27 protein-coding genes and 1 pseudogene are annotated in these 26,329 nt (G+C 62.2%); 25 read left to right on the forward strand and 3 right to left on the reverse strand.

Features of this window, described 5'->3' with window-relative positions; genetic code table 11:
- Window positions 1–235: 235 nt before the first annotated feature.
- The 3 genes and pseudogenes from QU481_RS11830 to QU481_RS11835 all read left to right on the forward strand — a co-directional run bounded on the left by QU481_RS11830 (window position 236) and on the right by QU481_RS11835 (window position 5,541).
- Complete coding sequence (locus tag QU481_RS11830; protein WP_289830217.1) at window positions 236–718, forward strand: F0F1 ATP synthase subunit B family protein; 483 nt, start codon at window positions 236–238, stop codon at window positions 716–718.
- Between the two features lie 478 nt (window positions 719–1,196).
- Window positions 1,197–1,460 (forward strand): annotated as a pseudogene (locus QU481_RS23875) (SOS response-associated peptidase family protein); the annotation flags it as partial.
- A gap of 712 nt (window positions 1,461–2,172) precedes the next feature.
- Entirely contained in the window at window positions 2,173–5,541 is a 3,369-nt protein-coding gene (locus QU481_RS11835; protein WP_289830218.1) for a tetratricopeptide repeat protein, read from the forward strand.
- Window positions 5,542–5,768: 227 nt separating this feature from the next.
- Here the strand turns inward: QU481_RS11835 and QU481_RS11840 are convergent, their stop codons facing one another.
- Entirely contained in the window at window positions 5,769–6,812 is a 1,044-nt protein-coding gene (locus tag QU481_RS11840; protein WP_289830219.1) for a phage portal protein, read from the reverse strand.
- Complete coding sequence (locus QU481_RS11845) at window positions 6,812–8,578, reverse strand: terminase ATPase subunit family protein (RefSeq protein ID WP_289830220.1); 1,767 nt, start codon at window positions 8,576–8,578, stop codon at window positions 6,812–6,814. The genes QU481_RS11840 and QU481_RS11845 overlap by 1 nt, the downstream gene beginning before the upstream one ends.
- A gap of 157 nt (window positions 8,579–8,735) precedes the next feature.
- On the opposite strand from QU481_RS11845, the gene QU481_RS11850 reads away from it, so the two are divergent.
- From QU481_RS11850 to QU481_RS11930, 17 genes are all read left to right on the forward strand, one after another.
- On the forward strand, window positions 8,736–9,554 hold the full coding sequence (locus QU481_RS11850) for a GPO family capsid scaffolding protein (RefSeq protein WP_289830221.1): 819 nt from the start codon (window positions 8,736–8,738) through the stop codon (window positions 9,552–9,554).
- Between the two features lie 28 nt (window positions 9,555–9,582).
- Window positions 9,583–10,629, forward strand: coding sequence for a phage major capsid protein, P2 family (locus QU481_RS11855; protein ID WP_289830222.1), 1,047 nt, complete (start codon window positions 9,583–9,585; stop codon window positions 10,627–10,629).
- On the forward strand, window positions 10,629–11,303 hold the full coding sequence (locus tag QU481_RS11860) for a phage terminase small subunit (RefSeq protein WP_289830223.1): 675 nt from the start codon (window positions 10,629–10,631) through the stop codon (window positions 11,301–11,303). Before QU481_RS11855 ends, QU481_RS11860 begins: the two co-directional genes overlap by 1 nt.
- A 93-nt stretch (window positions 11,304–11,396) precedes the next feature.
- A complete protein-coding gene (locus tag QU481_RS11865; protein ID WP_289830224.1) occupies window positions 11,397–11,864 on the forward strand; it encodes a head completion/stabilization protein in 468 nt (155 codons plus the stop codon).
- A complete protein-coding gene (locus QU481_RS11870) occupies window positions 11,864–12,070 on the forward strand; it encodes a tail protein X (RefSeq protein ID WP_289830225.1) in 207 nt (68 codons plus the stop codon). The genes QU481_RS11865 and QU481_RS11870 overlap by 1 nt, the downstream gene beginning before the upstream one ends.
- 3 nt (window positions 12,071–12,073) lie before the next feature.
- Window positions 12,074–12,451 carry a putative holin gene (locus QU481_RS11875; protein WP_289830226.1) on the forward strand — a complete coding sequence of 126 codons (378 nt, stop codon included), beginning with the start codon at window positions 12,074–12,076 and terminating at the stop codon, window positions 12,449–12,451.
- Window positions 12,448–12,768 (forward strand): phage holin family protein, encoded by a 321-nt coding sequence (locus tag QU481_RS11880; protein ID WP_289830227.1) that lies wholly within the window; start codon window positions 12,448–12,450, stop codon window positions 12,766–12,768. The genes QU481_RS11875 and QU481_RS11880 overlap by 4 nt, the downstream gene beginning before the upstream one ends.
- Complete coding sequence (locus QU481_RS11885; RefSeq protein ID WP_289830228.1) at window positions 12,759–13,565, forward strand: N-acetylmuramidase family protein; 807 nt, start codon at window positions 12,759–12,761, stop codon at window positions 13,563–13,565. Before QU481_RS11880 ends, QU481_RS11885 begins: the two co-directional genes overlap by 10 nt.
- Window positions 13,562–13,762, forward strand: a complete 201-nt coding sequence (locus QU481_RS11890; RefSeq protein WP_289830229.1) for a TraR/DksA family transcriptional regulator — start codon at window positions 13,562–13,564, stop codon at window positions 13,760–13,762. The genes QU481_RS11885 and QU481_RS11890 overlap by 4 nt, the downstream gene beginning before the upstream one ends.
- Window positions 13,759–14,238, forward strand: a complete 480-nt coding sequence (locus QU481_RS11895) for a phage tail protein (protein WP_289830230.1) — start codon at window positions 13,759–13,761, stop codon at window positions 14,236–14,238. The genes QU481_RS11890 and QU481_RS11895 overlap by 4 nt, the downstream gene beginning before the upstream one ends.
- The gene (locus tag QU481_RS11900) at window positions 14,223–14,666 is read left to right on the forward strand and encodes a phage virion morphogenesis protein (protein ID WP_289830231.1); all 444 of its coding nucleotides are present in this window, start codon (window positions 14,223–14,225) and stop codon (window positions 14,664–14,666) included. The genes QU481_RS11895 and QU481_RS11900 overlap by 16 nt, the downstream gene beginning before the upstream one ends.
- 71 nt (window positions 14,667–14,737) lie before the next feature.
- The gene (locus QU481_RS11905) at window positions 14,738–15,388 is read left to right on the forward strand and encodes a phage baseplate assembly protein V (protein ID WP_289830232.1); all 651 of its coding nucleotides are present in this window, start codon (window positions 14,738–14,740) and stop codon (window positions 15,386–15,388) included.
- Window positions 15,385–15,768 (forward strand): GPW/gp25 family protein, encoded by a 384-nt coding sequence (locus tag QU481_RS11910; protein ID WP_289830233.1) that lies wholly within the window; start codon window positions 15,385–15,387, stop codon window positions 15,766–15,768. Before QU481_RS11905 ends, QU481_RS11910 begins: the two co-directional genes overlap by 4 nt.
- A complete protein-coding gene (locus QU481_RS11915; RefSeq protein WP_289830234.1) occupies window positions 15,765–16,676 on the forward strand; it encodes a baseplate J/gp47 family protein in 912 nt (303 codons plus the stop codon). Before QU481_RS11910 ends, QU481_RS11915 begins: the two co-directional genes overlap by 4 nt.
- Entirely contained in the window at window positions 16,669–17,286 is a 618-nt protein-coding gene (locus QU481_RS11920) for a phage tail protein I (protein WP_289830235.1), read from the forward strand. Before QU481_RS11915 ends, QU481_RS11920 begins: the two co-directional genes overlap by 8 nt.
- Entirely contained in the window at window positions 17,283–19,265 is a 1,983-nt protein-coding gene (locus QU481_RS11925; RefSeq protein ID WP_289830236.1) for a phage tail-collar fiber domain-containing protein, read from the forward strand. The genes QU481_RS11920 and QU481_RS11925 overlap by 4 nt, the downstream gene beginning before the upstream one ends.
- A 12-nt stretch (window positions 19,266–19,277) precedes the next feature.
- Window positions 19,278–20,366 (forward strand): DUF4376 domain-containing protein, encoded by a 1,089-nt coding sequence (locus tag QU481_RS11930; protein WP_289830237.1) that lies wholly within the window; start codon window positions 19,278–19,280, stop codon window positions 20,364–20,366.
- A 327-nt stretch (window positions 20,367–20,693) separates the two neighbouring features.
- On the opposite strand, the gene QU481_RS11935 is transcribed toward QU481_RS11930, so the two are convergent.
- Window positions 20,694–21,044 (reverse strand): helix-turn-helix domain-containing protein, encoded by a 351-nt coding sequence (locus tag QU481_RS11935; protein WP_289830238.1) that lies wholly within the window; start codon window positions 21,042–21,044, stop codon window positions 20,694–20,696.
- Window positions 21,045–21,246: 202 nt separating this feature from the next.
- Between QU481_RS11935 and QU481_RS11940 the strand changes: the two genes are divergently transcribed.
- Genes QU481_RS11940 through QU481_RS11960 form a run of 5 tightly spaced genes read left to right on the forward strand, consistent with a single transcriptional unit; the run spans window position 21,247 to window position 26,318 of the window.
- Window positions 21,247–22,422 (forward strand): phage tail sheath protein, encoded by a 1,176-nt coding sequence (locus QU481_RS11940; RefSeq protein ID WP_289830239.1) that lies wholly within the window; start codon window positions 21,247–21,249, stop codon window positions 22,420–22,422.
- Window positions 22,423–22,465: 43 nt separating this feature from the next.
- On the forward strand, window positions 22,466–22,978 hold the full coding sequence (locus QU481_RS11945) for a phage major tail tube protein (RefSeq protein WP_289830240.1): 513 nt from the start codon (window positions 22,466–22,468) through the stop codon (window positions 22,976–22,978).
- 57 nt (window positions 22,979–23,035) lie between these two features.
- Window positions 23,036–23,395 carry a phage tail assembly protein gene (locus tag QU481_RS11950; RefSeq protein WP_289830241.1) on the forward strand — a complete coding sequence of 120 codons (360 nt, stop codon included), beginning with the start codon at window positions 23,036–23,038 and terminating at the stop codon, window positions 23,393–23,395.
- A gap of 26 nt (window positions 23,396–23,421) precedes the next feature.
- Complete coding sequence (locus QU481_RS11955) at window positions 23,422–23,541, forward strand: GpE family phage tail protein (protein WP_289830242.1); 120 nt, start codon at window positions 23,422–23,424, stop codon at window positions 23,539–23,541.
- Window positions 23,538–26,318, forward strand: coding sequence for a phage tail tape measure protein (locus QU481_RS11960; protein ID WP_289830243.1), 2,781 nt, complete (start codon window positions 23,538–23,540; stop codon window positions 26,316–26,318). The genes QU481_RS11955 and QU481_RS11960 overlap by 4 nt, the downstream gene beginning before the upstream one ends.
- Window positions 26,319–26,329 lie beyond the last annotated feature (11 nt).

A 26,329-nucleotide genomic window follows, 5' to 3' on the forward strand; every position in this document is an offset into this window, starting at 1 on the left:
TTAAGGGGCCCGGAACATCTGTCGTCGTTACTTTCATCGCTATATCGCTTGGCATAATATGGTGCATATGCCTACGTCTCGCTAGCTCTGCATCGACCGCGAGTTCAAGACCGTCTTATTCGGAGCCAAAAGCTGGACCGCGCCACATATTTTCATTCTTGCTAGGGCTTGTTGCCCTGTATGCAGCTTCCTGGGTAGCTGTCGCATCGTAAATCTCAAAGGTGATGCTATGACTATGGCTATGCAAGTACTCTTCGGCATCCTAGTTCTTCTGATACTAAGTCCGGTACTTTGGAGGCTCGCCATCTATGTAGAGGGGCTCCCCAGACACAGATTTTTCAAACCTCTAACTGCGGCACTTCGCATAGAAGGGCTTAACTTCGTGCCATCCCTCCTGTCAGAGCAAGAGGCTAATGCGGAGTTAGAGCGATCTCTCTCCGAACTTCGCGAGCTCAGGGCTCATCACCTCGCCACTATAGGCGAGGTGCTTGAGCAAGCTAGGGCCAGCGCACAGCAGGAGGCCGAAGTCATTGTTAACGCGGCGCGGTTAGAGGCAGAGAAGCAAATTGAGATAGCTCGGGAGGCACTACGAGAAGAGGTAGCCACGCTCGCCCTCAAAGGTGCAGAGCAAATCCTGCAGCGGGAGCTAAGTGAGACCTTGTACAAGGATATCCTTGAAAATATCAAGAATGAGTTCAGCGAAGGTAAAGATAGCTAACCCTTCATATACAGGCACTGAACAAGACACCGCTAGCCTCTGCCCATGCTTGGCATTGACAGCAGGGGTTGCCGTTTCATTTGATGCATACCGAGCCACCGGAAATAACTGCTTTTGGCCGGTTTTTACCCATCACGCGCACCAATCACCGGTGTGCTACTGCAAAGCATTTTCGCGCACAAGCCCAAAACGGAGGAACGATGACCGTCTGCAGATGCTTAGCGCGCATAAAATCGCAAGTTTTCAAAACACGGTCTCAAGGGGAAATAGGCCAGTTACCAGGTCTTTAGATGGGATTCATGCAGCTGCATAATTCACGACACATGAAGCGGGCGGGCGTGGCGGGGTCACGAGTGCGCGCGCCGGGCGCTGACAGCGCTAGACATTTACCATCTTGGCCAGTCAGAGCCGTCTATGCCTTATCCCGATGACTGCTTTCTTCTAGCCCAACTGGGAGACTGAGAAGCCAGTTTGGTGGCGGATCGGTCTGCACGATGACCTACCATTTGCCATTGCCGGCCTGTGGCGCAACTGGCGTGAGCCAGACAGCAGGCTGTCGATTTCGTTCACCGCGATCACCATCAACGTCGCCGCCCACCCATTCCACAAGCCGCCGAAACCAGGTGAGCCGCTCGACAAGCGCGGCTTGGCGATCCTCCGCCCCGAAGACTACGATGCTTGGCTCGACTGGCGTGACCGGAGCTGGCACGCACTTTCCTGCAGCCCTACCCCGCCGAGCTGATGCATGCAAAGCCGGCACCGCTGCCTAGCCGAAGCAATCCAACACCACCTTCCTACACAAAAGCAGGACGACTTATTCTAGCCGTCCGTCGCACTCGGTTTCGCCATTTTGATTTATGGGTGCAATGATCAAATACTAGCAAACCATCATCGAGCACGATGATGAATACCACCACTGTGGCGATGCGCGCCTTGGTGCCAGAAGCCCTGCCGGCAGTGACCGTCATTTCGATTCTTCTGAGTCCATCAGCCGCGTGCGCGCCCCCTCCTTAGACACTGAAGCAGTCATTGAACTGGCGCAACGGCACCAAGCCAAGAGTCTCGCCTCGCAACTGACGCTGGCAGAATTGGCCGCACGATTCCCGGACCGTGTCCTGCTGCTCGATCTGTTGGGTTTCGATTGGGGGACAAGTGCAGTACGAATTGTGGAATGGATCGCCATTCCGTGGCGGGGTGTGTCGCGTACGATGCGACAGCATTGATGACACCAAGGAAGCATACATTGTGCTAAATCCAGACGAAGGCGTTCAGAACGTCAACGATTGATCAAACAATAAAGCTCTTCGACAATTTGAAAGAGCACAAAAATCGTGGCAGCAGTGCTCGGCCGAAAGCATCCTTTGCAGACTGTTATTTCAACACTAATATTCGAAATAAGTGGTTTTCACTACAGTACGTCCTCACAGTTTTTCCTGACTTTCCCGGAGGAAGTGATGACAGAAGAGCAAGGTATAGCCGCCTCACCCTCCTCAACTCAAACGACAACCGAAGCGCCTCGCCCTCAGTCAAATCACCCAAAGTTTCTCCCACCGTGGCGTCTACTGCTTCTATGGGTAAAACGCATTATTGCAATTGCTTCTACATTCTCTACCTTCATTTTCGTTGCATTGATTATTGGCTCAATCCTAAAAGAAACATTCCGACAACATACAATAGACCTACAACCTCTCTCAGTGACGAAGGCTTTGGGTGACAATGGTTTTAACTCCGAAGTTATCACACGCCAGCTAAAAGATGAGATTCTAATTGTTCATGAGAAAGCCCTGGGAAACATTGAATTTAACACTGAATCCAGATCCATATCTTCCAAAGAACAAGCATGGGATGGCTTACAAATTATTAGCGAGAAAGAAGTAAAAACCACATTTAAATCTCAAATCATATTGTCAAATGAGGAAGTCAGTATCGACATCCCGAAAGCAGGTATCTCTGTCGCCAGCATAGCAGCAATGATCCGCAGCCTTTTTCCGTTTAATTGGAATTGGACACGCAAAGAAATAACTGGAGAATTCACTCAAGCTGGAAGTGAAATTTCTATGCGATTGCGTTTAAACGGCGTTGTTATTTTTGTGGCGACAGCAAACGGACCAGATGAGGTGGAAACGCTGATCCGAAAAGCTGCCTACATTGTGGAAGAAAAAACGGAGCCATATATCGCTGCAGCTTTTCTCTTAGAGGAGAGTAATGGTGACCTTTTGAAGGCGGATGATGCTGCGGATCGGATCATAGCAATGCTGCCTACCGAAGACGAGAACACGAAGCATGCCTATGTATTAAAAGGGGTGATTGCAAGGATGAGGAATAGACCAGACGATGCGGTCTCTTACTTTTCTCGTGCTCCAGACTTGTCCCTGGCAAGTTATAACCTGGGGAGTCTCCTGAGTGATCAGGGCAAGTACAATGACGCAGTTGCTGCATATCGCAAAGCGATCAGACTTGATCCAGAAAATTCCTTCGCACACTTCGGCCTAGGCAATGTCTGGAATATATTGGACAAAAAAGAATATGCCATCGGCGAATACCAGGAGGCCATCCGTCTGAAGCCTAAGTCCATCCTGCCACACAACAACTTAGGCGTCATCTGGGACGAGCTGGGCAAGGACCAAGAGGCCATCGCCGAATACCAGACGGCTACCCGCCTGGATCCTAAGTACGCCGCTCCGCACAACAACCTGGGGAATGTCTTGATCAAACTGGGCAAGGTCCAAGAGGCCATCGCCGAATACCAGACGGCTATCCGCCTGGATCCGAAGCTCACCGATCCGCACCGCAACCTGGGGTGCGCCTGGGCCAAACAGGGCAAAGACCAAGAGGCGATCGCAGAGTATCAGGCAGCCATCCGCCTGGAGCCAAAGAATGCCGACATACACATCCTGTTGGGCAGTGTCTGGGCCAAACAGGGCAAGGACCAAGAGGCCATCGCCGAATTCCAGACGGCTAGCCACCTAGACCCGAAGAGTCCATGGCCGTACTACAACCAGGGGGTCGTCTGGGCCAAACTGGGCAAGGAACAAGAGGCGATCGCCGAATACCAGGCAGCCATCCGCCTGGAACCGAAAAATGCCCTTCCGCACAACAATCTGGGGCTCGTCTGGGCCAAACTGGGCAAGGAGGAGGCTGCGATCGCCGAGTATCAGGTGGCCATCCGCCTGGATCCGAAGTTCGCCGCTTCGCACAACAACCTGGGGCTCGTCTGGGACAAGCTGGGCAAAGAGGAGGCTGCGATCGCCGAATTCAAGGCGGCCATTCGCCTGGAACCGAAAAATGCCCTTCCGCACAACAATCTGGGGCTCGTCTGGGCCAAACTGGGCAAGGAGGAGGCTGCGATCGCCGAGTATCAGGTGGCCATCCGCCTGGATCCGAAGTACGCCGCTCCGCACAACAACCTGGGGGTTGACTGGAACAAGCTGGGCAAGGAGGAGGCTGCGGTCGCCGAGTATCAGGCAGCCATCCGCCTGGAACCGAAAGATGCCCTTCCGCACAACAATCTGGGGCTCGTCTGGGCCAAACTGGGCAAGGAGGAGGCTGCGATCGCCGAGTATCAGGCGGCCATCCGCCTGGATCCGAAGTACGCCGCTCCGCACAACAACCTGGGGCACGTCTGGAGCAAACTGGGCAAGGTGGAGGCTGCGGTCGCCGAGTATCAGGCAGCCATCCGCCTGGAACCGAAAGATGCCATTCCGCACAACATTCTGGGGCTCGTCTGGGACAAGCTGGGCAAGGAGGAGGCTGCGATCGCCGAGTATCAGGTGGCCATCCGCCTGGATCCGAAGTACGCCGCTCCGCACAACAACCTGGGGGTTGACTGGAACAAGCTGGGCAAGGAGGAGGCTACGGTCGCCGAGTATCAGGCAGCCATCCGTCTGGATCCGAAAGATGCCATTCCGCACAACAATCTGGGGCTCGTCTGGGCCAAACTGGGCAAGGAGGAGGCTGCGATCGCCGAGTATCAGGCGGCCATCCGCCTGGATCCGAAGTACGCCGCTCCGCACTACAGCCTGGGGCTCGTCTGGGACAAACAGGGCAAGGACCAAGAGGCGATCAGCGAGTATCAGGCAGCCATCCGCCTGAACCCCAAGTTCGCCATGCCACACTTCGACCTGGGGCTCGACTGGTACAGACAGGGCAAGGAGGAGGCTGCGATCGCCGAGTATCAGGCGGCCATCCGCCTGGACCCGAAGTTCGCCGCTCCGCACTTCGGCCTGGGAAGAATCTGGGGCAAACAGGGCAAGGACCAAGAAGCGATCGCCGAATATAAAGCAGCCATCCGTCTGGATCCGAATGATGCCCTTCCGCACAACAACCTGGGCATCATCTGGGCCAAACTGGGCAAGGAGGAGGCTGCGATCGCTGAATATCAAGCGGCCATCCGCCTGGAGCCGAAGGAAGCCGTTCCACACAACAACCTGGGGCACGTCTTGGCCAAACTGGGCAAGGATCAAGAGGCGATCGCCGAATATAAAGCAGCCATCCGTCTGGATCCGAATTTCGAAAGCCCCCACTACAACCTAGGCAACCTCTGGCGCAAAAAGGGTAAAGGGGAGGATGCGATCGCTGAATACAAAGAGGCTATCCGGATTAAACTAGCATTTGCTGACTCGTACTACAGCCTTGGCTTTGTTTTGCTTCAACTCGCCAGCGCCGAGATCTCTTTACCCGAAAAGTATTCCGACCTACGTGATGCTTGCGAAATGTTAAAACGTTGGGCAAAACTTAACCTGACTGGAGCTTCGAATGCTAAGTTCATTCATGAGATCGAAAGCCAAGGACAGGGACTAAGCTGCTCACACTATGCGGGGTAACAGTGCGATACGGTCCCTCTCATTTTCGGAAGGCGATCTGAATGGGAAGTGAAGACAGTGTAAATCTCACCTGCCTATCATTCGAACTGCTTGGATCCGAGAGCAGGCCTAAGGCTTCTGCGGCAACAACTATTTTTCCTCATGATCTGCGCAACGTCGTCTTTGAAACCGATGAAGAGCAACAAAAAAGCCGCCCACCCGAGCGGCTTCAATCCATCCTCGGCACCTCACGGCGCCGGCTGTTCGGTCAACGAATACGGCCCAAACCTCACCACCTCCACACCTAACCAGTCATTCAGCTCTTGGAATCGAGCCTGCAGCGGTGCGATCTCGTTTTCGTAGAACACTCGGGCCGCCTTCTCCGCATCGCCAAATCCTCCAGTGTTGTTGGGGATAATGCCCATTAGCTGGGCCGGCACCCGATGCGCGGCCAAAACATCATCACGGGTCACGTTCTTGATGTTGAAGAACTCATCGCGGGCGGCCACCTCACTGATCGGGATGATCTGGATCCCATCCTTCTTGCCGTTCGGCGCGTACATAAACAGGTTGCGGAAATTGCCTGGCCCTTTGCTATTCCTCAGCGCCTTGCGCATCGCGTCGACGTCATCAGGGTTCTGCGCCGGGTCGGTCATGTAAAGGATGAATCCGGCGTGGCTGCCGTTCAGGTAATACTTACGCCGGAACAGCGTCGCCGACTCGTTCAGCCAGGCGCTGTTCAACGCGGCCAGATACTCCGGCAGGCCGTACACCTCCTGGTTGATGTCGTGCTCGATCAGGTGGAACAGCTCGCCAAGTTCGCGCTCCTGGTTCCAACCTGGCACCCACCAGTAACGCTGCAGATCAGTGCCGCGGCGAACAAACTTTGCCAATGCCGGAGCCAGCGGCATGCGGCCGCCAAGGCGATTGCGCGGTGCCTCGACGTACATATTGCCGAACACCAGATAGTCCTGCGCCAGCTGCTGAAATGCCGATCGGCTCAACAGCGGGTGCGGTTGAAACGTCCGGGTCAGCACGTTGCGCTTCACCGCGATCGCGCTATTGTGATGCACCGAGGCTCGCCAGCTGCGCGCCAGCCCTTCCCAGCTGATTGGCGGCTCATACCAGCGGCCGGCGTTCTGACACTCCAGGTAATCCATGATCTCGCGCCGGTCGAGCACTGGCAGCGGCTCCCCAAAGGTAAATGCCTCAATGCCGGCACCGGCTGTCGGGACAATAGCCGGCGACGGATCCATTGCCGTGAAGTGAGGGGGTTGGCGATGCTCGGCCATCAGTAAATCTCCATGAAACCGGAGTTGGCCGCTGTCGCCCCCTCCAGCGGTTCGTTGAAAAGGGCGTGCATGGTGGCCCATGCGATATCGGCGTGGCTGACCTCTTCCGATCGACCCGCCTGATAGGTCACCTGACGCCCGCTCGGCGTCATAGTCTTCTTGATCGCCATGAACGACGCGGCGATGTCGGTATGACCTGCGTCGTACTCCAGGCGACCGTGGTGCAGCACGTTCAGCGCCTTCAGCACCATCTTGGTTTTCAGCTCCACGTTGTAGCTGAACGGCACCGCGTCAGGACGGAAGCGCTGCACCAGCTGGTAAACCGCCGAGCCGATGCCGGTCACGTCCATGCCGATGTAGGTCACGTTGAAGCGGCCGCAGGTATCCATGATCACCTTGGCCTGGCCCTCGTAGTCAGAGCCATGGAACTGGATCCGCTCCAGAATGCGGAACTTGCCGCCGGGCACGGCTGGCGGGGCCAGCACCACCAGCGCCGCCTTGTCGCCGCCGTTCGCCGGGTCGTAGCCGAGCCAGACGGGGCGGTCGCCAAATGGCCGGGCGGTGAACGGCTTCCAGTCGCCCCATACCTCCCAGCTGTCCACCATGGCGCTTTGCATCAGCGAGAAGCCGAACACCGAGTCGCCATCGTCGATGAATTGGCACATGAACAGCTGCGCGAACTCTTCGGGGATGTACTCCAGGCGCAGCTGATCCAGGTCGAACAGATCACAACCGCCGGCCAGCGCGTCCAGGATCGTCACGATCTGGCGCCACTGCCCGTCAGGGCAGTGCAGGCCCGCAGCTAGGGCCTCGTGGCTCACGTCCAGCCGGATATGCTCGGACTTCGGCCGCCCCTTGTTGAAGGCTTCACCGATCCACACCGGATAAGCCTCGTGGCTCATCGCAGATGGGGTCGAGAAGTACGTCATCCGGTATTGCTTCTGCGAAGCCATGCCGCTGGCCAGCTTGCGCAGCTCACGATAGCGCGGGATCCAGAAATACTCGTCCACATACAGGTTGCCGTGGCGCCCCTGCGCGGTACGGCTGTTGGTGCCGATGAACATCAGTTCGGCCGCGTTCGGCAGCTTGATCACTTCGCCCTTCAGCTCAACGTCGGCCACCTCCTTGGCGAAATCGACGATGTAGCTGCGGAACTGGAAGGCCTGAGCCTTCGAGGCCGACAGGAAAATCTGATTGCGCCCGGTCTTCAGCGCATCGATGAATGCCTCGTGGGCGAAATAGTAGGTCGCGCCGATCTGGCGCGACTTCAGGATATTACGGATCCGCTCGACCAGGCCGGCCCGATACCAGTGCTTCTGGTAGCCGAACATCCGATCGAGGAACGCCTCCTCCAGCTTGCGCTGCTGTTCCTCGCTGATCGCGTTCTTCTCGGGCTGGCGCTTCGGCGCCGCGTTGCGGTTGGCAATCGCCGGATTCAGGTCGACCTCGCGGCCAGTCTTCTGATACTTGTCGACCCGCGCCATGCGCTCGACCTGCCGACCGAGCGCATCCATTTCCTTGTACTCGGAGTTGCCCTTGTTGGGCATCTGGATCAACTGGATCAGCCGGGCCTCGATCGTGGAGGCAATGCGCTCGGCGTGGTCCGACTCGTCCCAGGCATCGCGCCGTTTCCAGCTATGTAACGTCGCCGCGTTGAGCCCCAAGTGCTCGGCAATGCGCGCAATCCGCCAGCCCTGCCAGTACAGAGCTCGGGCGACACGGCGTGGGTCCAAATCGGTCGGGATAGTGGGGGTGGATGCAGTCATGCCCGCCAGTCTGCCGTGCCAACATCGCCGCGCCTCACAGTCGAGTTTGTGTCGGAAAACGGCACAACAGCCAGCGGTTGAGCGTGTCCCGTCAGGGTTTCAGCATGGGCGACATCTCACCTGAGTCGCCCCTGGCAACCCCGCAAAAGGATCCGAAATGGCAGGCAAGTCCAAGCAGTTCTGCATCGCCACCGAAGGCGCCACCACCGACGGCCGCGTCATCGAACGCACCTGGCTGGAACAGATGGCCACGAACTACGACCCAAAACGCTACGGCGCCCGCGTCAACATGGAACACATCAAGGGCTACACCCCAGATAGTCCGTTCAAACGCTATGGCGACGTGCTGTCGCTCAGCACCAAGGAAGGCGACGACGGCAAGCTACGCCTGTATGCCGTCATCGACCCGACCGACGACCTGATCGTCATGACCAAGGCCCGTCAGAAGGTCTACACCTCGATCGAGGTCAATCCCAAGTTCGCCGATTCCGGCGAAGCCTACCTGGTCGGCCTAGCAGTCACCGACGACCCGGCCAGCCTCGGCACCGAGATGCTCCAGTTCAGCGCATCGGCGAAGGCCAGCCCGCTGACCAAGCGCAAAACCGACCCGGACAACCTGTTCTCCGAAGCCATCGAATTCACCCTGGAACTGGAAGAAGAGAACAGTGCCCAGACGCTGCTGGAAGGCTTTAGCGCCAAGATCAAGAACATGTTCAGCTCTGCGCGCAAGGCAACAGACGCTGACACCGCCGAGCTGCGCAGCGCCATCGAGGTCATCGCCGAGACCCAGCAACAGCTGCTCCAGCAGTTCGCCACCCTGCCCCAAGCCCCCAGCCTCAAGCCCCTGCAAGACAAGCTCGACCAGCTCAGCGCCGACCACGACGAGTTGGTGCAGAAGCTCAGCCGCGAACCGCAGCGCCAACCGCGCGAACGCACGCCAGGCGGTAGTGCTGGCGAAACCCTGACCGACTGCTAACCCGCCCTTACAGAGAGACTGCCCACCCATGAAAAACGATACTCGCCCGCGTTACGAAGCATTCGCCACCCAGGTAGCGAAGCTCAACGGTGTTGCCTCTGCCGCCAACACCTTCACCGTCGAACCATCTGTCCAGCAAAAGCTGGAAGACCGCATCCAGCTGTCCAGCGCCTTCCTGCAGAAGATCAACATGGTCCCGGTTGATGAGAAGGACGGCGAGAAGGTCGGCCTCGGCGTGCTCGGCACTTCGGCAGGCCGAACCAAGACCGGCCCGAACAAGAAGCGCTGGCCGCGTAGCCTGGCCGACTTCAGCAAGGGCGGCTACAAGTGCCAGAAGACCGACTTCGACACCGCCATCCCGTATGCCCAGCTCGACCTGTGGGCCAAGTTCCCGGACTTCCAGAACCGCCTGACAAACGCCATCGCCACCCAGCAGGCGTTGGACCGCATCATGATCGGCTGGAATGGCACCAGCATCGCCGAGGACACCGACCGCGACGCCAATCCGCTGCTTCAGGACGTGAACAAGGGTTGGCTGCAGAAATACCGTGAAGAGTCGCCGGCCCGCGTGATGCACGAGGTCGAGAAGGGCTCCGGCAAGGTGTTGATCGGTCCCGACATCCCCACCGCCAAGGGCTACAAAACCCTCGACGCCCTGGTGTTTGATGCCGTCAATGGCCTCATTCACGAAGTGTTCGCCGAAAGCACAGACCTGGTCGTCATCGTGGGCCGCGACCTGCTGAGCGAGAAGTACTTCCCCAAGATCAACAGGGACCAGCCGGCAAGCGAAGAACTCGCCACCGACATCATCGTGGCGCAGAAAACCATCGGCAATCTGCCCGCGGTGCGCGTGCCGTTCTTCCCGGCCAACACCATGCTGATCACCAGCCTGTCCAACCTGTCCATCTACTACCAGACTGGCGCCCGCCGTCGCCATCTGCGCGACGAGCCGGATTACAACTGGATCGCCGACTACCAGTCTTCCAACGAGGACTATGTGGTCGAGGTCTATGAGGCCGGTTGCTTGGTGGAAAACATCGAGCTGGTGGAGCCGGAAGAGGAGACGAAGGCGTAATGGTCAGCCCTGCACGCGCCCACTTCCAGCGGGTCACCGCCGCCGAGGTCGCCGCCTCGGCGGCGCCCGGAAAGCCGATGGGCTGCTCCGAATACGACCTGATGCTGCTCAAGCTCGCCGAGGACAACCGCCGGCTCAAAGGGATCCAGTCCATGGAAACCCGCGCCGACATCAAGCGCAAACTGCTGCCGGACTACGTCCCTTGGGTCGACGGCGTGCTCGCCGCCGGCAATGGCGCCCAGGACGATGTGCTGATGGTCGTCATGCTGTGGCGCATCGATGCCGGCGAGTATGCCGGCGCGCTCGACATCGCCGAGTACGCCATCCGCCACCAGCTCACCATGCCCGACCGCTTCGCGCGGACAGCTCCGACCGTCATTGCCGAGGAACTGGCCGAAGCCGCCAAGCGCGCCCGCGATGGCAAGGCCGCCTTCGACCTGGAGCAGCTGCAGCGCGCGGTCGACCTCACCGCCGACCAAGACATGCCGGATGAGGTCCGCGCCAAGCTCTACAAGGAACTTGGCCTCCTGCTCGAACCGGCCAACCCGCCGGCCGCCCTCGCCCAGCTCACACGCGCCAAACAACTGCACGACAAGGTAGGTGTGGTGAAGGACATCGAGCGGATCCAGAAGACCATCAAGAACGACAGCGCCGGCCAACCGGGCGGCAGCTGACACCGAGCGTACCCCGCGCACCAGGGCGGCAGGGGGCGGCGACAGCCTGGCTGATCAAAGCCCCCTCCACCGCCCCCAACCGGAGCCGCACCCATGATCTATCCCAGCACCTCCAACGCGCAGACCGCGCCGGAACCAGTCGTCCGCAACAGCGGGTTTTTCCCCGACATCGACCCGGCCGCCGTGCGCGGCGCCATGCGGATCGACGACACCGTCACCGCCCCTCGCCTGCATCACGCCATCGTCGAGGCCGTGGCCACCATCAACGGCCAGCTGCGCGACTGGCGCCAGGCCCAGCTGGCCGCCGGCTTCGCCACGCTCGACGCGGTGCCGGCCGAACAGGTCGATGGCGACAGCGTCCAGGTCGCCCGCTACCTGCGCGCCGTCTACAGCACGGCCAAGGCCAGCCTCGCCGAGCGCTATCGCGACATCGACGCCACCGCCGACGGTAACAAGCGTGCCGATCTGCTGGAAGCGCCCATTGACGATCTGCGCCGCGATGCAGCCTGGGCGGTGCGCGACATCCTCGGCGTCCGCCGTACCACCGTCGAGCTGATCTGATGCGCGTCATTGCCCACCAGGGCGACACCGTCGACGCGCTGTGCTGGCGCCACTACGGCCGCACCGCCGGCGTCACCGAAGCGGTGCTCGCCGCCAACCCAGGGCTCGCCGACTTCGGCGCCATCCTGCCGCACGGCACCGCCGTCGAGCTGCCCAACCTAACCCCGACCCCGCAACCCGCGCGGATGGTCAAACTGTGGGACTGAACCATGGCTGAACCTGTAACCAGCAGCGCCGCCGCCACCGCCGTCGGCGCCGTGACGCTGCTATCCATCCTGTCCGGCCCGCAGGCCGGTGTTGTCGCCGCCGCCTTCGCCGGTGCCGTCGTGTTCGTGCTCGCCAGCAGCGAACTCAACCTCTGGAAAAAACTCGGCTACGGCTGCGCCTCGTTTATCGGTGGCCTGGTCGGCAAGCGCATGGCGGCCGACGGACTGACCATGCTGACCGGCGGACTGATCCGCGTCGAGGTCGAGGTCGGCGCCCTGGTCGCCGCCGCCGTCGTCGTCAACCTGCTGTTGCTGCTGATCGAGCGCGCCGGCCGCGACGGTGGTGGCTGGCTGGATCGGCTCAAGGGAGGTAGCAAATGACGCTGCCGACCCTGTTCGAGCTGTCGCTCCTGGGCGTCATCGTCGGCCGCGTCGTGCTGTTCGAGCGGCACGGCGCCGATCACCGCCCCTATGCCGCCCTGCTCGCCTACCTGATCGCCGCCGCCGCCGGCATCGCCGCCATCCTGCTGCTGTTCGGCCAGCTGACGCCGACCGATCCGTTCCGCCTGGTGCTGCTCGCCGTGCTGTGCGCCGCCCTGCTCGCGGTGCGAGGCAACGTCGTCGAGCTGTTCCGTGGCCGCGAGCAGGAGCCAGACCACCCGTTCATCCACCTGTTGAGGAAAACCCGATGGTTCTGACAATCGGCAGCAAGGGACAGGACGTCTCCGAGTTGCAGCGGCTGCTGGTCACGGCCGGCGCCAAGCTGGTCGTCGACGGCGACTATGGCCAAGCCACCGCCAAGGCCGTCGCCGCTTACCAGAAAAAATCCGGCCTGTTGGTCGACGGCAAGGCCGGCCCGCACACCCTCGACGCCCTGCGCGCCGGCACGCGGAATGCCAGGTCGCTGACTGATGCGGACATCCGCCGGGCCGCCAAGCGCCTTGATCTGCCCGCCTCGCGCGTCCGCGCTGTCTGTGAGGTGGAAAGTGCGGGGATGGGTTTCACCGCGCTCGGCAACCCGGTCGTGCTGTTCGAGCGCCATGTGTTCTATCAGCGCCTCGCTGCAGCAGGCCGCGACGTCGAGGCGCTGGCCGAGCGTTACCCCGCCCTGGTCAATAAACAGCGAGGCGGCTACACCGGCGGCCCGGCGGAATGGGCACGCCTCAACACCGCCTGCACCATCGACCGCCTCGCCGCGTTGGAGTCGGCCAGCTGGGGACGCTTCCAGATCATGGGCTATCACTGGGACGCCCTCGGCTACGCCAGCGCCGACGAGTTCGCCACGCTTATGAAACAGGACGAGGGCCAGCACCTCGACGCCTTCGTGCGCTTCCTGCTGATCAACCCACTGATGCTGCGCGCGCTGCGCGAGGGGCGCTGGGCTGCGTTCGCCCGCCTCTACAACGGGCCGCGCTACAGCGAAAACCTCTACGACGTGAAGCTCGAACGCGCCGACCAGCGCTTCGCTAGGGCAATCGAAAGGGCCGTCAAATGACCGACCTCTACGACCGCGCCCAAGCGCTGGAGCAGCGCCAGCGCGACGAAGCGCTCGCCCGCCACGCTGCCGGCCGCAGCGTCGGCACCAGCCTGCACCACTGCGAGGACTGCGGCGACGACATCCCCGAGGCCCGCCGTCGTGCCGCGCCCGGCTGCACCCGCTGCATCGCCTGCCAGGCGTTGGCCGAGCGATGAACAAGCCCGCCCACCTGCGCGCCGCCATCGAGGCGGCGTTGCCCGATCTGCGCGCCAACCCCGACAAGCTCAAGCTGTACGTCGACCGGGGCGGCATCGCGAACACCGGCACCGCCTCACGCTCGTTCGAGTACCGCTACCAGCTCAAGGTGCTGGTCATCGGGTTCGGCGATCACCCGGACGTGCTGTTCATCACCCTGCAGGAGTGGCTGCGCGAGCATCAGCCCGAGCTGCTGCTCAATCCCGAGCGTCAGCGCGATGGCCTGCATTTTCAGGTCGACATCATCGACCACACTGAAGTCGACATCGAAATCACCCTGCAGCTCACCGAGCGCGTCGGCGTCAAATCAGACCCGGCCAACGCCGGCCGCTGGATCGCAACGCACTTTGGCGAGCCACCGCTCGACCCCTATGCAGGCCAGGACTGGGAACTCGTCGTCATGGAGGATGGTGAACAGGTATGGCCGACGACCTGAGTCGCTTGCACCAGTGGGCCGACGGCCTGCTGCAAAACCTCACCCCAGCCGCACGCCGCCAGCTCGCCCGCGAGATTGCCCAGCGCTTGCGTGCCAGCCAGCAACAGCGCATCGCCGCCCAGCAGAACCCGGACGGCAGCGCCTACGCGCCACGCCTGCGCCAAAAGGTCGGCAAACTGCGCCAGGGCAAGATGTTCACCAAGCTGCGCACGGCGCGCTTCCTGCGTAACACCGTCAACGACAGCGCCGCCGTGGTCGGCTTCGCCGGCCGCGTCGAGCGCATCGCCAGGGTGCACCAGTACGGCCTGCGCGACCGGGTCCGCCCCGGTGGCCCCGAGGTGGACTATGCCCGCCGCGAGCTGCTGGGCTACACCGAGCAAGACGTCCAGATGGTCGAGGACGTGGTACTCGCGCACCTCGCACGCTGACCGGGTTGTGCCGCCGGCCGGCACAACAGCCAACGCATGACCACCTCGCCATGGCGCGGCACGCTGTCGCCATGGATCAACCCGCCGACCTCTCCCGCCGCCTCGAATCGCTCATCCGCCTCGGCACCATCGCCGACGTGCAGATGAAGCCGCTGCGCGTGCGCGTTAAATCCGGCCAGCTCACCACCGACTGGCTGACATGCTTCTGCCTGCGCGCCGGCCGCGTCCGTCGCTGGAGTCCGCCGACCAAGGACGAACAGTGCATCGTGTTCAGCCCCAGCGGTGAAACCGGCGCCGGCATCGTGCTGGTCGGCCTGCCCTCCGACCTCATTCCACCGCCAAGCGACAGCCCGGACGAAGACATCATCGACTACCCGGACGGTGCCCGCATCACCTACAACCACGCCACCAGCGCGCTGTCGGTGACTGGCATCAAGACCGCCAACGTGCAGGCCGACGTCAAGGTGACGGTCGATTGCCCTAAAACCGAGTTCACCGGCGACGTCGACATCCTCGGCAAGCTGACGGTCAACGGCGAAACGCTGCTCAAGGCGCTGCTCAGCTACATGGCCGGCATGAGCGGCAAGGGTGGCAGTGGGAAAACTGTCATCGAGGGCAACATCGAACACCGCAACGGCAAACTGTCCTCGAATGGCGTCGTCATCGACGAGCACACCCACCCGGAGCACGACGGCCCCAACACCGAGAAACCAAACAAATGACCAGCTACCTCGGCATGAACGCCACCACCGGCCGCGCCATCACCGACCAGGAGCACGAGCGCCAATCGGTTGCCGACATCCTGGGCACTCCCATCGGCAGCATGGTCACTTTGCGCGAGTACGGCTCGTACAACCGCGAGCTGATCGACCAGCCCATGACGCCGGCCCTGCGCCTGCAAATCATGGCGTCCAGCGTGATGGCGCTGATGCGCTGGGAGCCGCGGCTAACCCCGGTCAGCGTCGATCTCACCGCCAACGAACAAGCCGAGCAGCCGGGCACCTCTTGGCAGCTCGGCGTCGTGCTCGCCCGTAAGGAAGGCCCGCAGTCCGGCCAACAGCTCACCGTCGACGTGCCACTGACCCGGAGGGCCGCCGCATGAGCCAACTGGTCGACCTCTCGCGCCTGCCGCCGCCCGATGTTCTGGAGCCGGTCGATTTCGACACCCTCCTCGCCGAGCGCAAGGCCGCCATCGTCGCGCAGTTTCCCGAGGATCAGCGCGACGCCGTGCGCCGCACGCTGGAGCTGGAGTCCGAACCGCTCACCAAGATCGCCCGCGAAAACGCCTACCGCGAAATGCTGCTGCGCCAGCGCATCAACGAGGCGGCGCTCGCCACCATGCTGGCCTACGCCGAGGGGCCGGACCTCGACCAGATCGGCGCGCGCTACAAGGTCGCTCGGCTGGAGTTGGTGCCGGCCGACCTCGACGCCGTGCCGCCGGTGTCGGCCGTCATGGAGGGCGACCCGGATTTCCGTGAGCGGATTCAGGAGGCGTTCGACGGGCTGTCGGTGGCCGGGCCGAAAGCGGCCTATCGCAAGTTCGCCCGCGAGGCCGACCCGCGTGTCGCCGACGTTGCCGTCACCAGCCCGGCGCCGGCCGAAGTCGTCGTCACCGTCCTGTCGCGCGAGGGCGACGGCACCGCCTCGCCGGACCTGCTCGACAAGGTGCGCGCCTACCTGAGCGACGAGGACCGCCGCCCGGTCGCCGACCGCCTCACCGTGCAGAGCGCCAGCATCGTCAACTACCGCGCCGACGCCGTGCTCTACCTCTATCCCGGCCCGGAAGCCGAACCGATCAAGCGCGCGGCCGAGAAAGCGCTCGCCGCCCAGGTCAACCAGCGCCGCCGGCTAGGCCAGGACATTCGCCGCACCAAGCAGACCGCCGTCATGCACGTCGAGGGGGTTCAGCGCATCGAGTTGCTGGCACCGGCCGTCGACCTTGTGCTCGACGACCACCAGGCCGGCTACTGCACCGGCTACAGCGTCACCATCGGGGGCACGGATGAGTAGATCGCTGCTGCCGACCAGCGCCTCGCCGTTGCTGCGCGCGGCCACCGCCGCACTAGCCGCCGCCACCGAGCTGCCCGTCCCACTGCGCGACCTGTGGAACCCCGACGCCTGCCCGGTGCCGCTACTGCCCTATCTCGCCTGGGCGTTTTCAGTCGACCGCTGGGACGAGAACTGGAGCGAGGCGACCAAGCGCGCGGTCATCCGCGCATCGTTCTACGTGCATCAGCACAAAGGCACCATCGGCGCGCTGCGACGCGTCGTCGAACCGCTGGGCTATCTGATCGAGGTCATCGAGTGGTGGCAGACCGACCCGCCAGGCCCGCGCGGCACCTTCCGCCTCAAGGTCGGCGTGCTCGATAACGGCATCACCGACGAGATGTATCGCGAGCTGGAGCGGCTGATTGACGACGCCAGGCCAGTATCGCGCCACCTGCTCGGCCTGGCCATTAGCGCCGAGTCGCGCGGCCGCGTCTATGTCGGCGCCGCCGCCTACCTGGGCGATGTGCTCACCGTTTACCCCTATACCTCATCCACCATCGAGGCGAGAGGCGTCGTCAGCGTGCGCGGCGCCACCCACCTCGTCGACACCCTGAGCGTCTACCCATCATGAGCCAAACCTACTACGCCATCCTAACCGCCATCGGCGAGGCTAAGCTCGCCAACGCCACCGCGCTCGGCACCACTCTCAAGCTCACCGCGATGGCGGTCGGCGACGGGGGCGGCAGCACGCCGCAGCCGGACCGCGACCAGAAAAAGCTGGTCAACGAGAAGCGCCGCGCGCCGCTCAACAGCCTGTACGTCGACCCGCTCAACCCGTCGCAAATCGTCGCCGAACAAATCATCCCCGAGGACGTTGGCGGTTGGTGGATACGCGAGGGCGGCCTCTACGACCAAGACGGCAACCTCTGCGCCGTGGCCAACTTCCCCGACACCTACAAGCCGCTGCTCGCCAGCGGCAGCGGCCGCGTCCAGACCATCCGTATTGTGCTGGTCGTCTCGAACACGGCGGCCGTCGAGCTGAAAATCGACCCGTCCGTGGTTCTCGCCACTCGCGACGAACTCAAACGGGTCATTAGTGCCCACCTGGAAGCGACCGACCCACACCCCCAATACACCACCGAGCAAGAGTCTCATACGATCGCGGTCGAGGAACTCGGCAAGCTGGGCATCGGTGGCGTGCTCGACCTGCGCGGTAACGCTCTCCCCAAAAAGCCGCGTGACATGCCAATGGGCGTGCGCGTCGGGCTGGTCGATTGCGGCGAACTCGGGGTCGGCGGTGGGAAGGGTACGTATGGCGTGATGTACATCACACGCGAATGGGTGGACGTCTCTGGCGTCTCCACTTTTCAGCGGCAGCTCTGGGTGAATGGCAAGCTGTACGTACAAATCGGCCTGGATTTCGATACGTGGGGAGAATGGCGCCGTGTGGACGGAGCAGATTGGAGTGATGTTCGGGACAAACCGACCACCCTAGACGGCTATGGCATAACCGACGCCGCAACACTCAAAAGCCCAACCTTCACCGACAAGCCGACTGCCCCCACACCCGATGTTGGTGACAACTCTAAAAGACTAGTCAACACCGAGTATGTAGCTCGGGAAACAGTCCGAAATTTCGCACTGGGCGAAACTGGAGGTGCTCCGACATGGGTGCGCCTCGGCCGGTGGTCAGGCACATCGCAAGTGGGGAGGAAACTGTATCTAAAACTCATCACCGGAGCTGGGTACAACGCTTTAAACGATCAAAGCGCCATATGCGAGGTTCATTTCCAGACGGCGAACGGGATTAACGGCCAGACAGGTAGCTCTGGTGACTTCTACGGAAGTGGGTGGGGATGGGTCAAAGGCGCCAGTGCATTGGGCCATATTTTTGTAGTGCAGATTGACCGCGACACCTTCGATTTTTATGTGCAATTCCTGGTCGTCCCAGGACCTTCCACGTATCAAATCAGCATTGCTGGGGGTAAGTGGGGTCACGATGGTGCTGCTGACTCTCCCTCCGGAAATTACATCGACTTGCCAGTCAGTAGAATTGCCACAGTGGAGGCCGTCGGCGCCAAGCCGGGCACATTGACGGTCACCTTCGCCGACACGCCTCCGGCCGGTACGCTCGTCTGCAATGGTGCAGCCGTGTCCCGCGCCACTTACGCCAATCTATTTGCCGCCATCGGCACCAAGTATGGCGCCGGAAATGGTTTGACGACGTTCAACCTGCCCAACATCCCGGACGGCTACGCCCTGCTGGCCGGTGCAGCCAGCAACGTCGGGAAGGTCGTGACAGGTGACGTGATCAGCCACAGCCATACGGCCTCATCCGGTGCCGGCGGTAGTCATACCCACTCGGCATGGACGGGCACAGATGGCGCCCACCAGCACTACAGCGGCGCAGCGACCTGGGTCGGCAATGGCGGTAACGCGTCAGGCGGTGCCGGTGTCGCCACAGGTGGCGGAACTTGGGATGGCGCCCACGCCCACGGCGTCGGTGTCGGCGCCGTCGGCGACCACTCTCACACGGTCACCGTCAACGCGGCCGGCGGCTCGGCCAACCTGGCCGCCGGTATCAAACTGCTCCCCTGCATCGTGTTTTAACCGAGGTAACCCATGCACGTTCCGTTTATCGAATTCCATCGCTATGACAGCGTCACCGGGCGCTACCTCGGCCCAGTGCCGGCCTACCTCGATCCGCTGGAGAGCAGTGACGAGCAACCTGTCTACGCGGCTCCCGCGAATGCCATTGCCGCATCGCCGGCCGGAGAGTTGGCTCCGTGCCAGTCCTACCGGCTTAACGCGGCCGGGGATGCCTGGGACGTGGTGCCCGACTACAGCCAGGCCGAAATCTGGGATACCACAACCGGGTTGCGCTGTGCGCCCACTGCGTTTGGCGAGTCCTTGCCGGCCAATTTGGCCACCGACCCGCCGCCGGCCACCGGCGAATATCAGGCATGCGAATGGGACACCAAGAAGCGCCGCTGGCGTCTGGTGCCGGACTACTCCGGCGCGGTATTGCGCTCGACCGAGACAACTGCCCTAGTTCCGTCGCCGCCACGCGGCCTGCCGCTGCCAGCCAAAGTCACGGCGGTGCCGCTGCCGATCATGGCCCCAAAGGAGGCGGCACAATGGGACGTCGTGCAGGAGGCGTGGCAGATCGTACCGGACCATCGCGGCGAAACGTGGTATCGCACCGCAGACGGCTCCCCGACCATGCTGGCCGAGATCGGCGCTGTGCCGGATGGGCTGACCCAATTACCGCCGCCATCGCGCCATCACCACTGGGACGGTGCTGGCTGGATACTCGACGAAGCTGGCACAGTAGCCCTGCTGGCGGAGCAGAGAGAAGCCGCTGCTGCTGCCGTGACCCAATGGAAAGAGGCCCAGATCGCCGCCGGCACCGTGTTCGAGTTCGACGGGCACCGCTGGGATGGTGGCCTGACGGTGCGCTACCAGATGGCGTCGACCATCGCAGCGGCCGAGCAGATCGGCCTGCCGACGGGGTTCTTCTGGACCGACGCGGACGACCGGGACGTGGCCGTCACCCTGGACCAACTCAAGGCGCTGCAGTCAGCGCACGAATTGGCCATGGTGGCGCGCGGCTGGGAGATTCATGCCCGGCAGCGCGAGATGAAACGCGAGGTCGCGGAAATGACACTGGAACAGCTGGCCGAGTTTGTGCCGTGCTGGCCAAAGCACTAGCTCACCAGGAATTGACAGCAAAAAGCCCCGCAAACGCGGGGCTTGTTCCTTGTGACGCAACCAGCTAATTGGCCGTTGGCTCTATCTGCGACGCTTCGAACTGCAAGGCGCTACTCACAGACGACATGAAAAACTTCAGCGTCGGGTCATCGTGAAAATCCGCCATGGCCGACCCCATGCCAGCCAGGCACGCGCACAGGTTTTCCAAGGTATCGGCCGGGCTACAGCCGATCAGGGGGTTCAAGCGGGATGCGTCTGATCTAGTTCTGAATTGCATTACTGTTTTTGTTTATTGATGACGAACAAGTATTTTCTAACTTTGCGCCATCAAGGGATATTGGCCGAAAGGCCAATATCCCGCCCCAACAGCTTGGCCAGCAAGGCCGTGCGCGTCGGGCACTCCAGCTTGTCCAGCATCGCCGCCACATGCGCCCGCACCGTCCGCACTGTCACCCCTAGCGACGCCGCAATGCCGGCATTGGTTAGCCCGCATTCCAGCAGATTGGCCACGTCACGCTCGCGGTCGGTCAGCCGCGCCAGCACCGCCTGACGCCGGGCCTCCTGTTGGGTCAGCTGGCGCAGCAGCGCCAAGCCCTCGCCGGCGATCATCTCCCGCCTGTCGAGCAACGCAGCCGCCACCCTACCGTTGACTTTGCTAATGGCAATGTCACACACCATTAGCATATCCACCTCGTCTACCGCCCCCAGGATGTCACTTAGGAGGACGGCAGACGATGTGTCCATGGGCGATGCTCGGGCTGTTTAATCCGTGATAGAGCTGGCAAGGTTGTGGCGCCACTCCGCACAACAAGCACAAGCGGCGCCCACTCTCGCGCCGCGTCATGCTCTGTCTGCATTCCAATCACCCGGAGATCAGGGCATGGCTCTAGACCAGTACCACCACGGCGTGCGCGTGCAGGAGGTCAACGACGGCACCCGGCCGATCCGCACCGTGGAAACCGCCGTCGTCGGCATGGTGTGCACCGCCGACGATGCCGACGCCGCCGCGTTCCCGCTCAACACCCCGGTGCTCGTCACCAGCGTGCGCAGCGCAGCCGGCAAGGCCGGCGACAAGGGCACCCTCGCCCGCTCGCTCGACGCCATCGGCGACCAGGCCAGCCCGGCCACCGTCATCGTGCGCGTCGAGGAAGGCGCCACGCCCGAGCAGACCATCAGCAACATCATTGGCGGCACCGACGCTAGCGGCCGCTACACCGGCATGAAGGCGCTGCTCGCCTCACCGGCCCGCCTCAAGGTCAAACCGCGCGTGCTCGGCGTGCCGGGCCTCGACAACCTGCCGGTCGCCACCGAGCTGATCAGCATCGCCCAGCAGCTGCGCGGCTTCGCCTACCTGTCCGGCCATGGCGCCACCACCAAGGAAGAAGCCGTCGCCTACCGTGACAACTTCGGCGCCCGCGAAGCCATGGTCATCTGGCCGGACTTCACCGGCTGGGACACCACCGCCAACGCCGAAAAGTCCGCCTACGCCATCGCCCGTGCCTTGGGTCTGCGCGCCAAGATCGACAACGACATCGGCTGGCACAAGACCATCTCGAACGTCCCGGTCAACGGCGTCACCGGCATCAGCCACGATCTGTTCTTCGACCTGCAAAACCCGGACACCGACACAGGCTATCTCAACAGCCACGACGTCACCACGCTGATTCAGGAGGGCGGCTACCGCTTCTGGGGCTCGCGCACTTGCAGCAAAGACCCGCTGTTCGCGTTCGAGAGCTATACCCGCACCGCCCAGGTGTTGGCCGACACCGTCGCCCTGGCGCACTTGTGGGCCGTCGATGGCCCGATTACCCCGCGCCGGGCACGCGACATCATCGAAGGCATCGGCGGCAAGATCGCCGAGCTGGTGCGGGGCGAATACCTCATCGGCGGTAGCGCGTGGTTCGACGAAGAGCTGAACCCGAAAGACAGCCTCAAGGCCGGCAAGCTGCGCATCAGCTACGACTACACCCCGGTGCCGCCGCTGGAAGACCTGGGCTTCTACCAGACCATCACCGACAGCTACCTGGTCGACTTCGCCAAGGCCGTCGCCCGCTGACCACCGGCCGGCAACGACTGGCCAGCACTGAAAGGACAAGCACATGGGCATGCCCCGCAAGCTCAAGCATTTCAACATGTACGGCGATGGCAACGACTGGCGCGGCGAGGTCAAGGAAATCACCCTGCCGAAGCTCGCCCGCAAGATGGAGGCGTACCGTGGCGGCGGCATGGGCGGCGAAGTCGACGTCGACCTCGGCCAGGAAAAGCTCGAAGCCGAGATCGCCTTCGGCGGCCTGATGCTCGACGTCTTCCGCAACTTCGGCTCCGCCAAGGCCGGCGGCACCCTGCTGCGCTTCGCCGGCTCCTATCAGGACGACGACACCGGCGAAGTCATCGCCACCGAAGTCGTCATGCGCGGCCGCTACACCGAAATCGACATGGGCGGCGCCAAGGCTGGCGACGACACCGAGCACAAGGTCAAAGCCTCACTCACCTACTACAAGCTCATCGCCAACGGCGAAGAACTGGTCGAGATCGACATGCTTGGCATGGTCGAGAAATTCGGCGGCGTCGACCGCCTCGCCGAACACCGCCGCGCCATCGGCCTGGCCTAACCCCATCCGGCCAGCCAAATGAGCAGGCCGCTCACTCCCTCCAAACAGGAAACCATCATGAGCAAAACCACCACCGTCACCCTCGAAAACCCGATCACCCGCGGCGCCAACACCATCACCACCATCGCACTGCGCCGCCCCAACGTCGAAACCCTCAAGGGGCTGGCCCTCTCCGACGTCCTCAGCATGGACGTGCAAACGCTGGTCACCCTGCTGCCGCGTATCTCCACCCCGTCGCTGACCCAGCACGAAGTAAAGGAAATGGACCCGGCCGACCTCATGGCACTGGGCCAGGAAGTCACCTATTTTTTGCTGCCGAAGCGCACGGTGGACCAAGTGAAAGCGGAGATTGGCGACGGCCAGACGGCGCCATCGACTTCTACTTCCTCGAACAAGCAAGCCCCGGTCAGCGCCTAAGCCTGCCCAACCGCGTGGAAGATGCCATGGCCGACGTCGCCGTCATCTTCCACTGGTCGCCGCAACAGATCGGCGACATGTCCCCCACCGAACTGATGCAGTGGCGCGAGCGCGCCCGAGTACGTAGCGGAGTCGACGACGAATGAGCGCAGCGCGCAGCCTCAAGCTGGAAGTGGTCCTCAAGGCCATCGACAAAATCACCCGACCGATCAAAGAGGCCACCACCTCCAGCGTCGGGCTCGCGCACACGCTCAAAGAGACCCGCAACCAGCTCAAGCAGCTGAACAGCGCACAAGGGCAGATCGACAGCTTCCGCAAGCTCGCCCGCGACGCCGCCATCACCGGCAACCAGCTCAAGGCCGCCCAGGACCGGGTGCGCAGCCTCTCCCAAGAGCTGGCCACCGTCGACAAGCCAACGGCCGCCATGACGCGGCAGTTCCAACAGGCCACCCGCGAGGCGTCCGCTCTCAAGCAGCGCAGCCAGGAACTCGCTCGAAACCTCCAGATGGCCCGGGGTCGGCTGGAACAAGCCGGCATCAGTACCCGCTCACTGGCCAGCCATCAGCAGACCCTCAAGCAGAAGATCGCCAGTACCACCTCCTCCCTCCAGCAGCAGGAAGCACGGCTCGCTCGCGTCAACACCCAGCAAAAGCGCCTCGCTGCCGCCCATGCCAGCTACGGCAAGCTGACAGCAGTACGAGACAAAGTTGCCGGCAACAGCGCTGGAGCACTGGCGGCAGGCACCGCTACCGGAGCGGCCGTGATGATGCCGGTACGCGAGTATGCGAAGGCAGAGGACGCGGCCACCCAATTGAAAGTAGCCATGATGGGCGCGGGCAAGAAGGTCAGCAGCGACTTCGGTGCCATCAATAAATTGGCGGTCGAGCTTGGCAACCGATTGCCAGGCACGACGGCAGATTTCCAGAACATGATGACGGCCCTGGTGCGCCAGGGCATCAGTGCCAAGGCAATCCTTGGCGGGGTGGGTGAAGCAGCGGCCTACCTGGGTGTGCAGTTGAAGCTGCCGTTCGAACAGGCAGCCGACTTCGCCGCCAAGATGCAGGATGCGACGGGCACCACTGAGAAAGACATGATGGGGCTGATGGATGTCATCCAGCGCACCTTCTATGTCGGCGTTGATAGCAGCAACATGCTCAACGCTTTCGCGAAGCTCTCTCCCGCCCTCGACATGATCAAGCAGAAAGGGCTCGCCGGCGCCAAGGTGCTGGCCCCCTTACTGGCGATGGCCGACCAGCAGAACCTGTCGGGCGAGTCCGCGGGCAACGCATTCCGCAAAGTGTTCCAGCGGAGCATGGACGCCAAGAAAATCGCCAAGGGTAACAAGCTGATCAAGGCGGCCGGCCTCGACTTCAAACTCGACTTCACCAACGGCAAGGGCGAATTCGGCGGCCTGGACAAAATGTTCAACCAAGCCGCCCAGCTGCAAAAGCTCAACACTCAGCAGCGTAATGCGGTAATTGCCGAGATTTGGGGGGACGACGCCGAAACGCTGCAAGCCCTGAACATGCTCATCAACAAGGGCAAGGCCGGCTACGACGAGATGGCCAAGAAGATGGCCGACCAAGCCTCACTGCAAGAGCGGGTGAATGAGCAGCTTGGCACGCTCAAGAACCTGTGGGATGCCGCATCGGGGACGTTCACCAACGCCATGGTGAATTTCGGCGAGGCGATCGCGCCGGAGCTGAAAGCAGCCACCGAATGGATCGGTAGCCTTTCCGAAAGGATGGGCGACTGGGCCAAGGCAAACCCAACGCTGGCCAACACCCTCATGAAAACCGCCGCCGTGCTTGCCATCGTGCTGACCGTCACCGGCGCCCTGGGGCTGGCCGTCGCCTCCATTCTCGGACCAATAGCGATGGCCAAGCTTAGCTTGTCCGTGCTTGGTATCCGATTTGGGATCCTTGGAAAAGGCGCGGCCGAGGCCGGCAGCAAGGTCGGCCTGATGCGTAGCATTTTCAATCGGATTGGCAGTGCTGCCACTTGGGTAGGCAGCAAGATCGGCACACTGCGCAACGTTCTTACTGCGGTACTAGGGTTTGCTCGCGCGTTCGGGCTTGGGCTTGTTCAGGCTTTCGTCGGTCCGGTGTCAGTGATTGCCAAGACCATTTTCATGTTGTCGCGGCTTCTGCTGACGACACCGATTGGCCTCATCATCACCGGCATCGCTGCGCTCGCCTACTACCTGTGGAGCAACTGGGAAGTCATCGGGCCGAAGTTCTGGGGGCTCATCGACCAGATCAAGCAGGCATTCGCCACAGGCTGGGCCTGGATCAAGAGCGCCGCATCGAGTGCCGCTCAATTCGTCGTCACCCTGTTCATGAACTGGAGTCTGGCCGGAATCATCTACCGCCACTGGGACAGCATCATGGCGTTCATGGCCAGCCTGCCGGGCAGGTTCACCCAGTTCGGCACCAACATCATGCAGGGCCTAGTCGGCGGCATCACCAACGGCCTCACCCTGGTCAAGAGCACCATCATGGGTGCCGGCGAAAGCACCATCGCCTGGTTCAAGGAAAAGCTCGGCATCCACTCCCCGTCCCGCGTGTTCGCCCAGCTGGGCGGCTGGACCATGGCAGGGCTAGAGCAAGGGCTCACCGACAACCAGGGCGGCCCGATGAGCGCCGTGAAGGGCATCGCCAAGAGCCTCACCGCCGCCGGCGCCGGCATCGCCCTCACCGCTGGCTCGGCCGTGGCCGGCATCAACCTCGACACCCGCCCACCCATCGCCGCCCGTGCAACGACCGCCGCCGCACCGGTAGCCACCCAGCCTATCCAGATCATCGTGCAGCCCGCCCCGGGCATGAGCGAAGAACGGCTCGCCAAGCTGGTAGCCGCTGAGGTCGAGCGCATCCAGCGCAAACAGGCCGCACGCGGTCGCAGCAAACTCACCGACAACGACTAGGACACCACCCC

This window comes from Crenobacter oryzisoli (assembly GCF_030385785.1).
Lineage (GTDB): Bacteria > Pseudomonadota > Gammaproteobacteria > Burkholderiales > Chromobacteriaceae > Crenobacter_A > Crenobacter_A oryzisoli.

What these genes read in the sequence shown, in the direction of transcription:
- QU481_RS11830 (WP_289830217.1), top strand. Translation starts at nt 236, where the DNA reads ATGGCTATGCAAGTACTCTTCGGCATCCTAGTTCTTCTGATACTAAGT.
- QU481_RS11835 (WP_289830218.1), top strand. Translation starts at nt 2,173, where the DNA reads ATGACAGAAGAGCAAGGTATAGCCGCCTCACCCTCCTCAACTCAAACG.
- QU481_RS11840 (WP_289830219.1), bottom strand. Translation starts at nt 6,812, where the DNA reads ATGGCCGAGCATCGCCAACCCCCTCACTTCACGGCAATGGATCCGTCG.
- QU481_RS11845 (WP_289830220.1), bottom strand. Translation starts at nt 8,578, where the DNA reads ATGACTGCATCCACCCCCACTATCCCGACCGATTTGGACCCACGCCGT.
- QU481_RS11850 (WP_289830221.1), top strand. Translation starts at nt 8,736, where the DNA reads ATGGCAGGCAAGTCCAAGCAGTTCTGCATCGCCACCGAAGGCGCCACC.
- QU481_RS11855 (WP_289830222.1), top strand. Translation starts at nt 9,583, where the DNA reads ATGAAAAACGATACTCGCCCGCGTTACGAAGCATTCGCCACCCAGGTA.
- QU481_RS11860 (WP_289830223.1), top strand. Translation starts at nt 10,629, where the DNA reads ATGGTCAGCCCTGCACGCGCCCACTTCCAGCGGGTCACCGCCGCCGAG.
- QU481_RS11865 (WP_289830224.1), top strand. Translation starts at nt 11,397, where the DNA reads ATGATCTATCCCAGCACCTCCAACGCGCAGACCGCGCCGGAACCAGTC.
- QU481_RS11870 (WP_289830225.1), top strand. Translation starts at nt 11,864, where the DNA reads ATGCGCGTCATTGCCCACCAGGGCGACACCGTCGACGCGCTGTGCTGG.
- QU481_RS11875 (WP_289830226.1), top strand. Translation starts at nt 12,074, where the DNA reads ATGGCTGAACCTGTAACCAGCAGCGCCGCCGCCACCGCCGTCGGCGCC.
- QU481_RS11880 (WP_289830227.1), top strand. Translation starts at nt 12,448, where the DNA reads ATGACGCTGCCGACCCTGTTCGAGCTGTCGCTCCTGGGCGTCATCGTC.
- QU481_RS11885 (WP_289830228.1), top strand. Translation starts at nt 12,759, where the DNA reads ATGGTTCTGACAATCGGCAGCAAGGGACAGGACGTCTCCGAGTTGCAG.
- QU481_RS11890 (WP_289830229.1), top strand. Translation starts at nt 13,562, where the DNA reads ATGACCGACCTCTACGACCGCGCCCAAGCGCTGGAGCAGCGCCAGCGC.
- QU481_RS11895 (WP_289830230.1), top strand. Translation starts at nt 13,759, where the DNA reads ATGAACAAGCCCGCCCACCTGCGCGCCGCCATCGAGGCGGCGTTGCCC.
- QU481_RS11900 (WP_289830231.1), top strand. Translation starts at nt 14,223, where the DNA reads ATGGCCGACGACCTGAGTCGCTTGCACCAGTGGGCCGACGGCCTGCTG.
- QU481_RS11905 (WP_289830232.1), top strand. Translation starts at nt 14,738, where the DNA reads ATGGATCAACCCGCCGACCTCTCCCGCCGCCTCGAATCGCTCATCCGC.
- QU481_RS11910 (WP_289830233.1), top strand. Translation starts at nt 15,385, where the DNA reads ATGACCAGCTACCTCGGCATGAACGCCACCACCGGCCGCGCCATCACC.
- QU481_RS11915 (WP_289830234.1), top strand. Translation starts at nt 15,765, where the DNA reads ATGAGCCAACTGGTCGACCTCTCGCGCCTGCCGCCGCCCGATGTTCTG.
- QU481_RS11920 (WP_289830235.1), top strand. Translation starts at nt 16,669, where the DNA reads ATGAGTAGATCGCTGCTGCCGACCAGCGCCTCGCCGTTGCTGCGCGCG.
- QU481_RS11925 (WP_289830236.1), top strand. Translation starts at nt 17,283, where the DNA reads ATGAGCCAAACCTACTACGCCATCCTAACCGCCATCGGCGAGGCTAAG.
- QU481_RS11930 (WP_289830237.1), top strand. Translation starts at nt 19,278, where the DNA reads ATGCACGTTCCGTTTATCGAATTCCATCGCTATGACAGCGTCACCGGG.
- QU481_RS11935 (WP_289830238.1), bottom strand. Translation starts at nt 21,044, where the DNA reads ATGGTGTGTGACATTGCCATTAGCAAAGTCAACGGTAGGGTGGCGGCT.
- QU481_RS11940 (WP_289830239.1), top strand. Translation starts at nt 21,247, where the DNA reads ATGGCTCTAGACCAGTACCACCACGGCGTGCGCGTGCAGGAGGTCAAC.
- QU481_RS11945 (WP_289830240.1), top strand. Translation starts at nt 22,466, where the DNA reads ATGGGCATGCCCCGCAAGCTCAAGCATTTCAACATGTACGGCGATGGC.
- QU481_RS11950 (WP_289830241.1), top strand. Translation starts at nt 23,036, where the DNA reads ATGAGCAAAACCACCACCGTCACCCTCGAAAACCCGATCACCCGCGGC.
- QU481_RS11955 (WP_289830242.1), top strand. Translation starts at nt 23,422, where the DNA reads ATGGCCGACGTCGCCGTCATCTTCCACTGGTCGCCGCAACAGATCGGC.
- QU481_RS11960 (WP_289830243.1), top strand. Translation starts at nt 23,538, where the DNA reads ATGAGCGCAGCGCGCAGCCTCAAGCTGGAAGTGGTCCTCAAGGCCATC.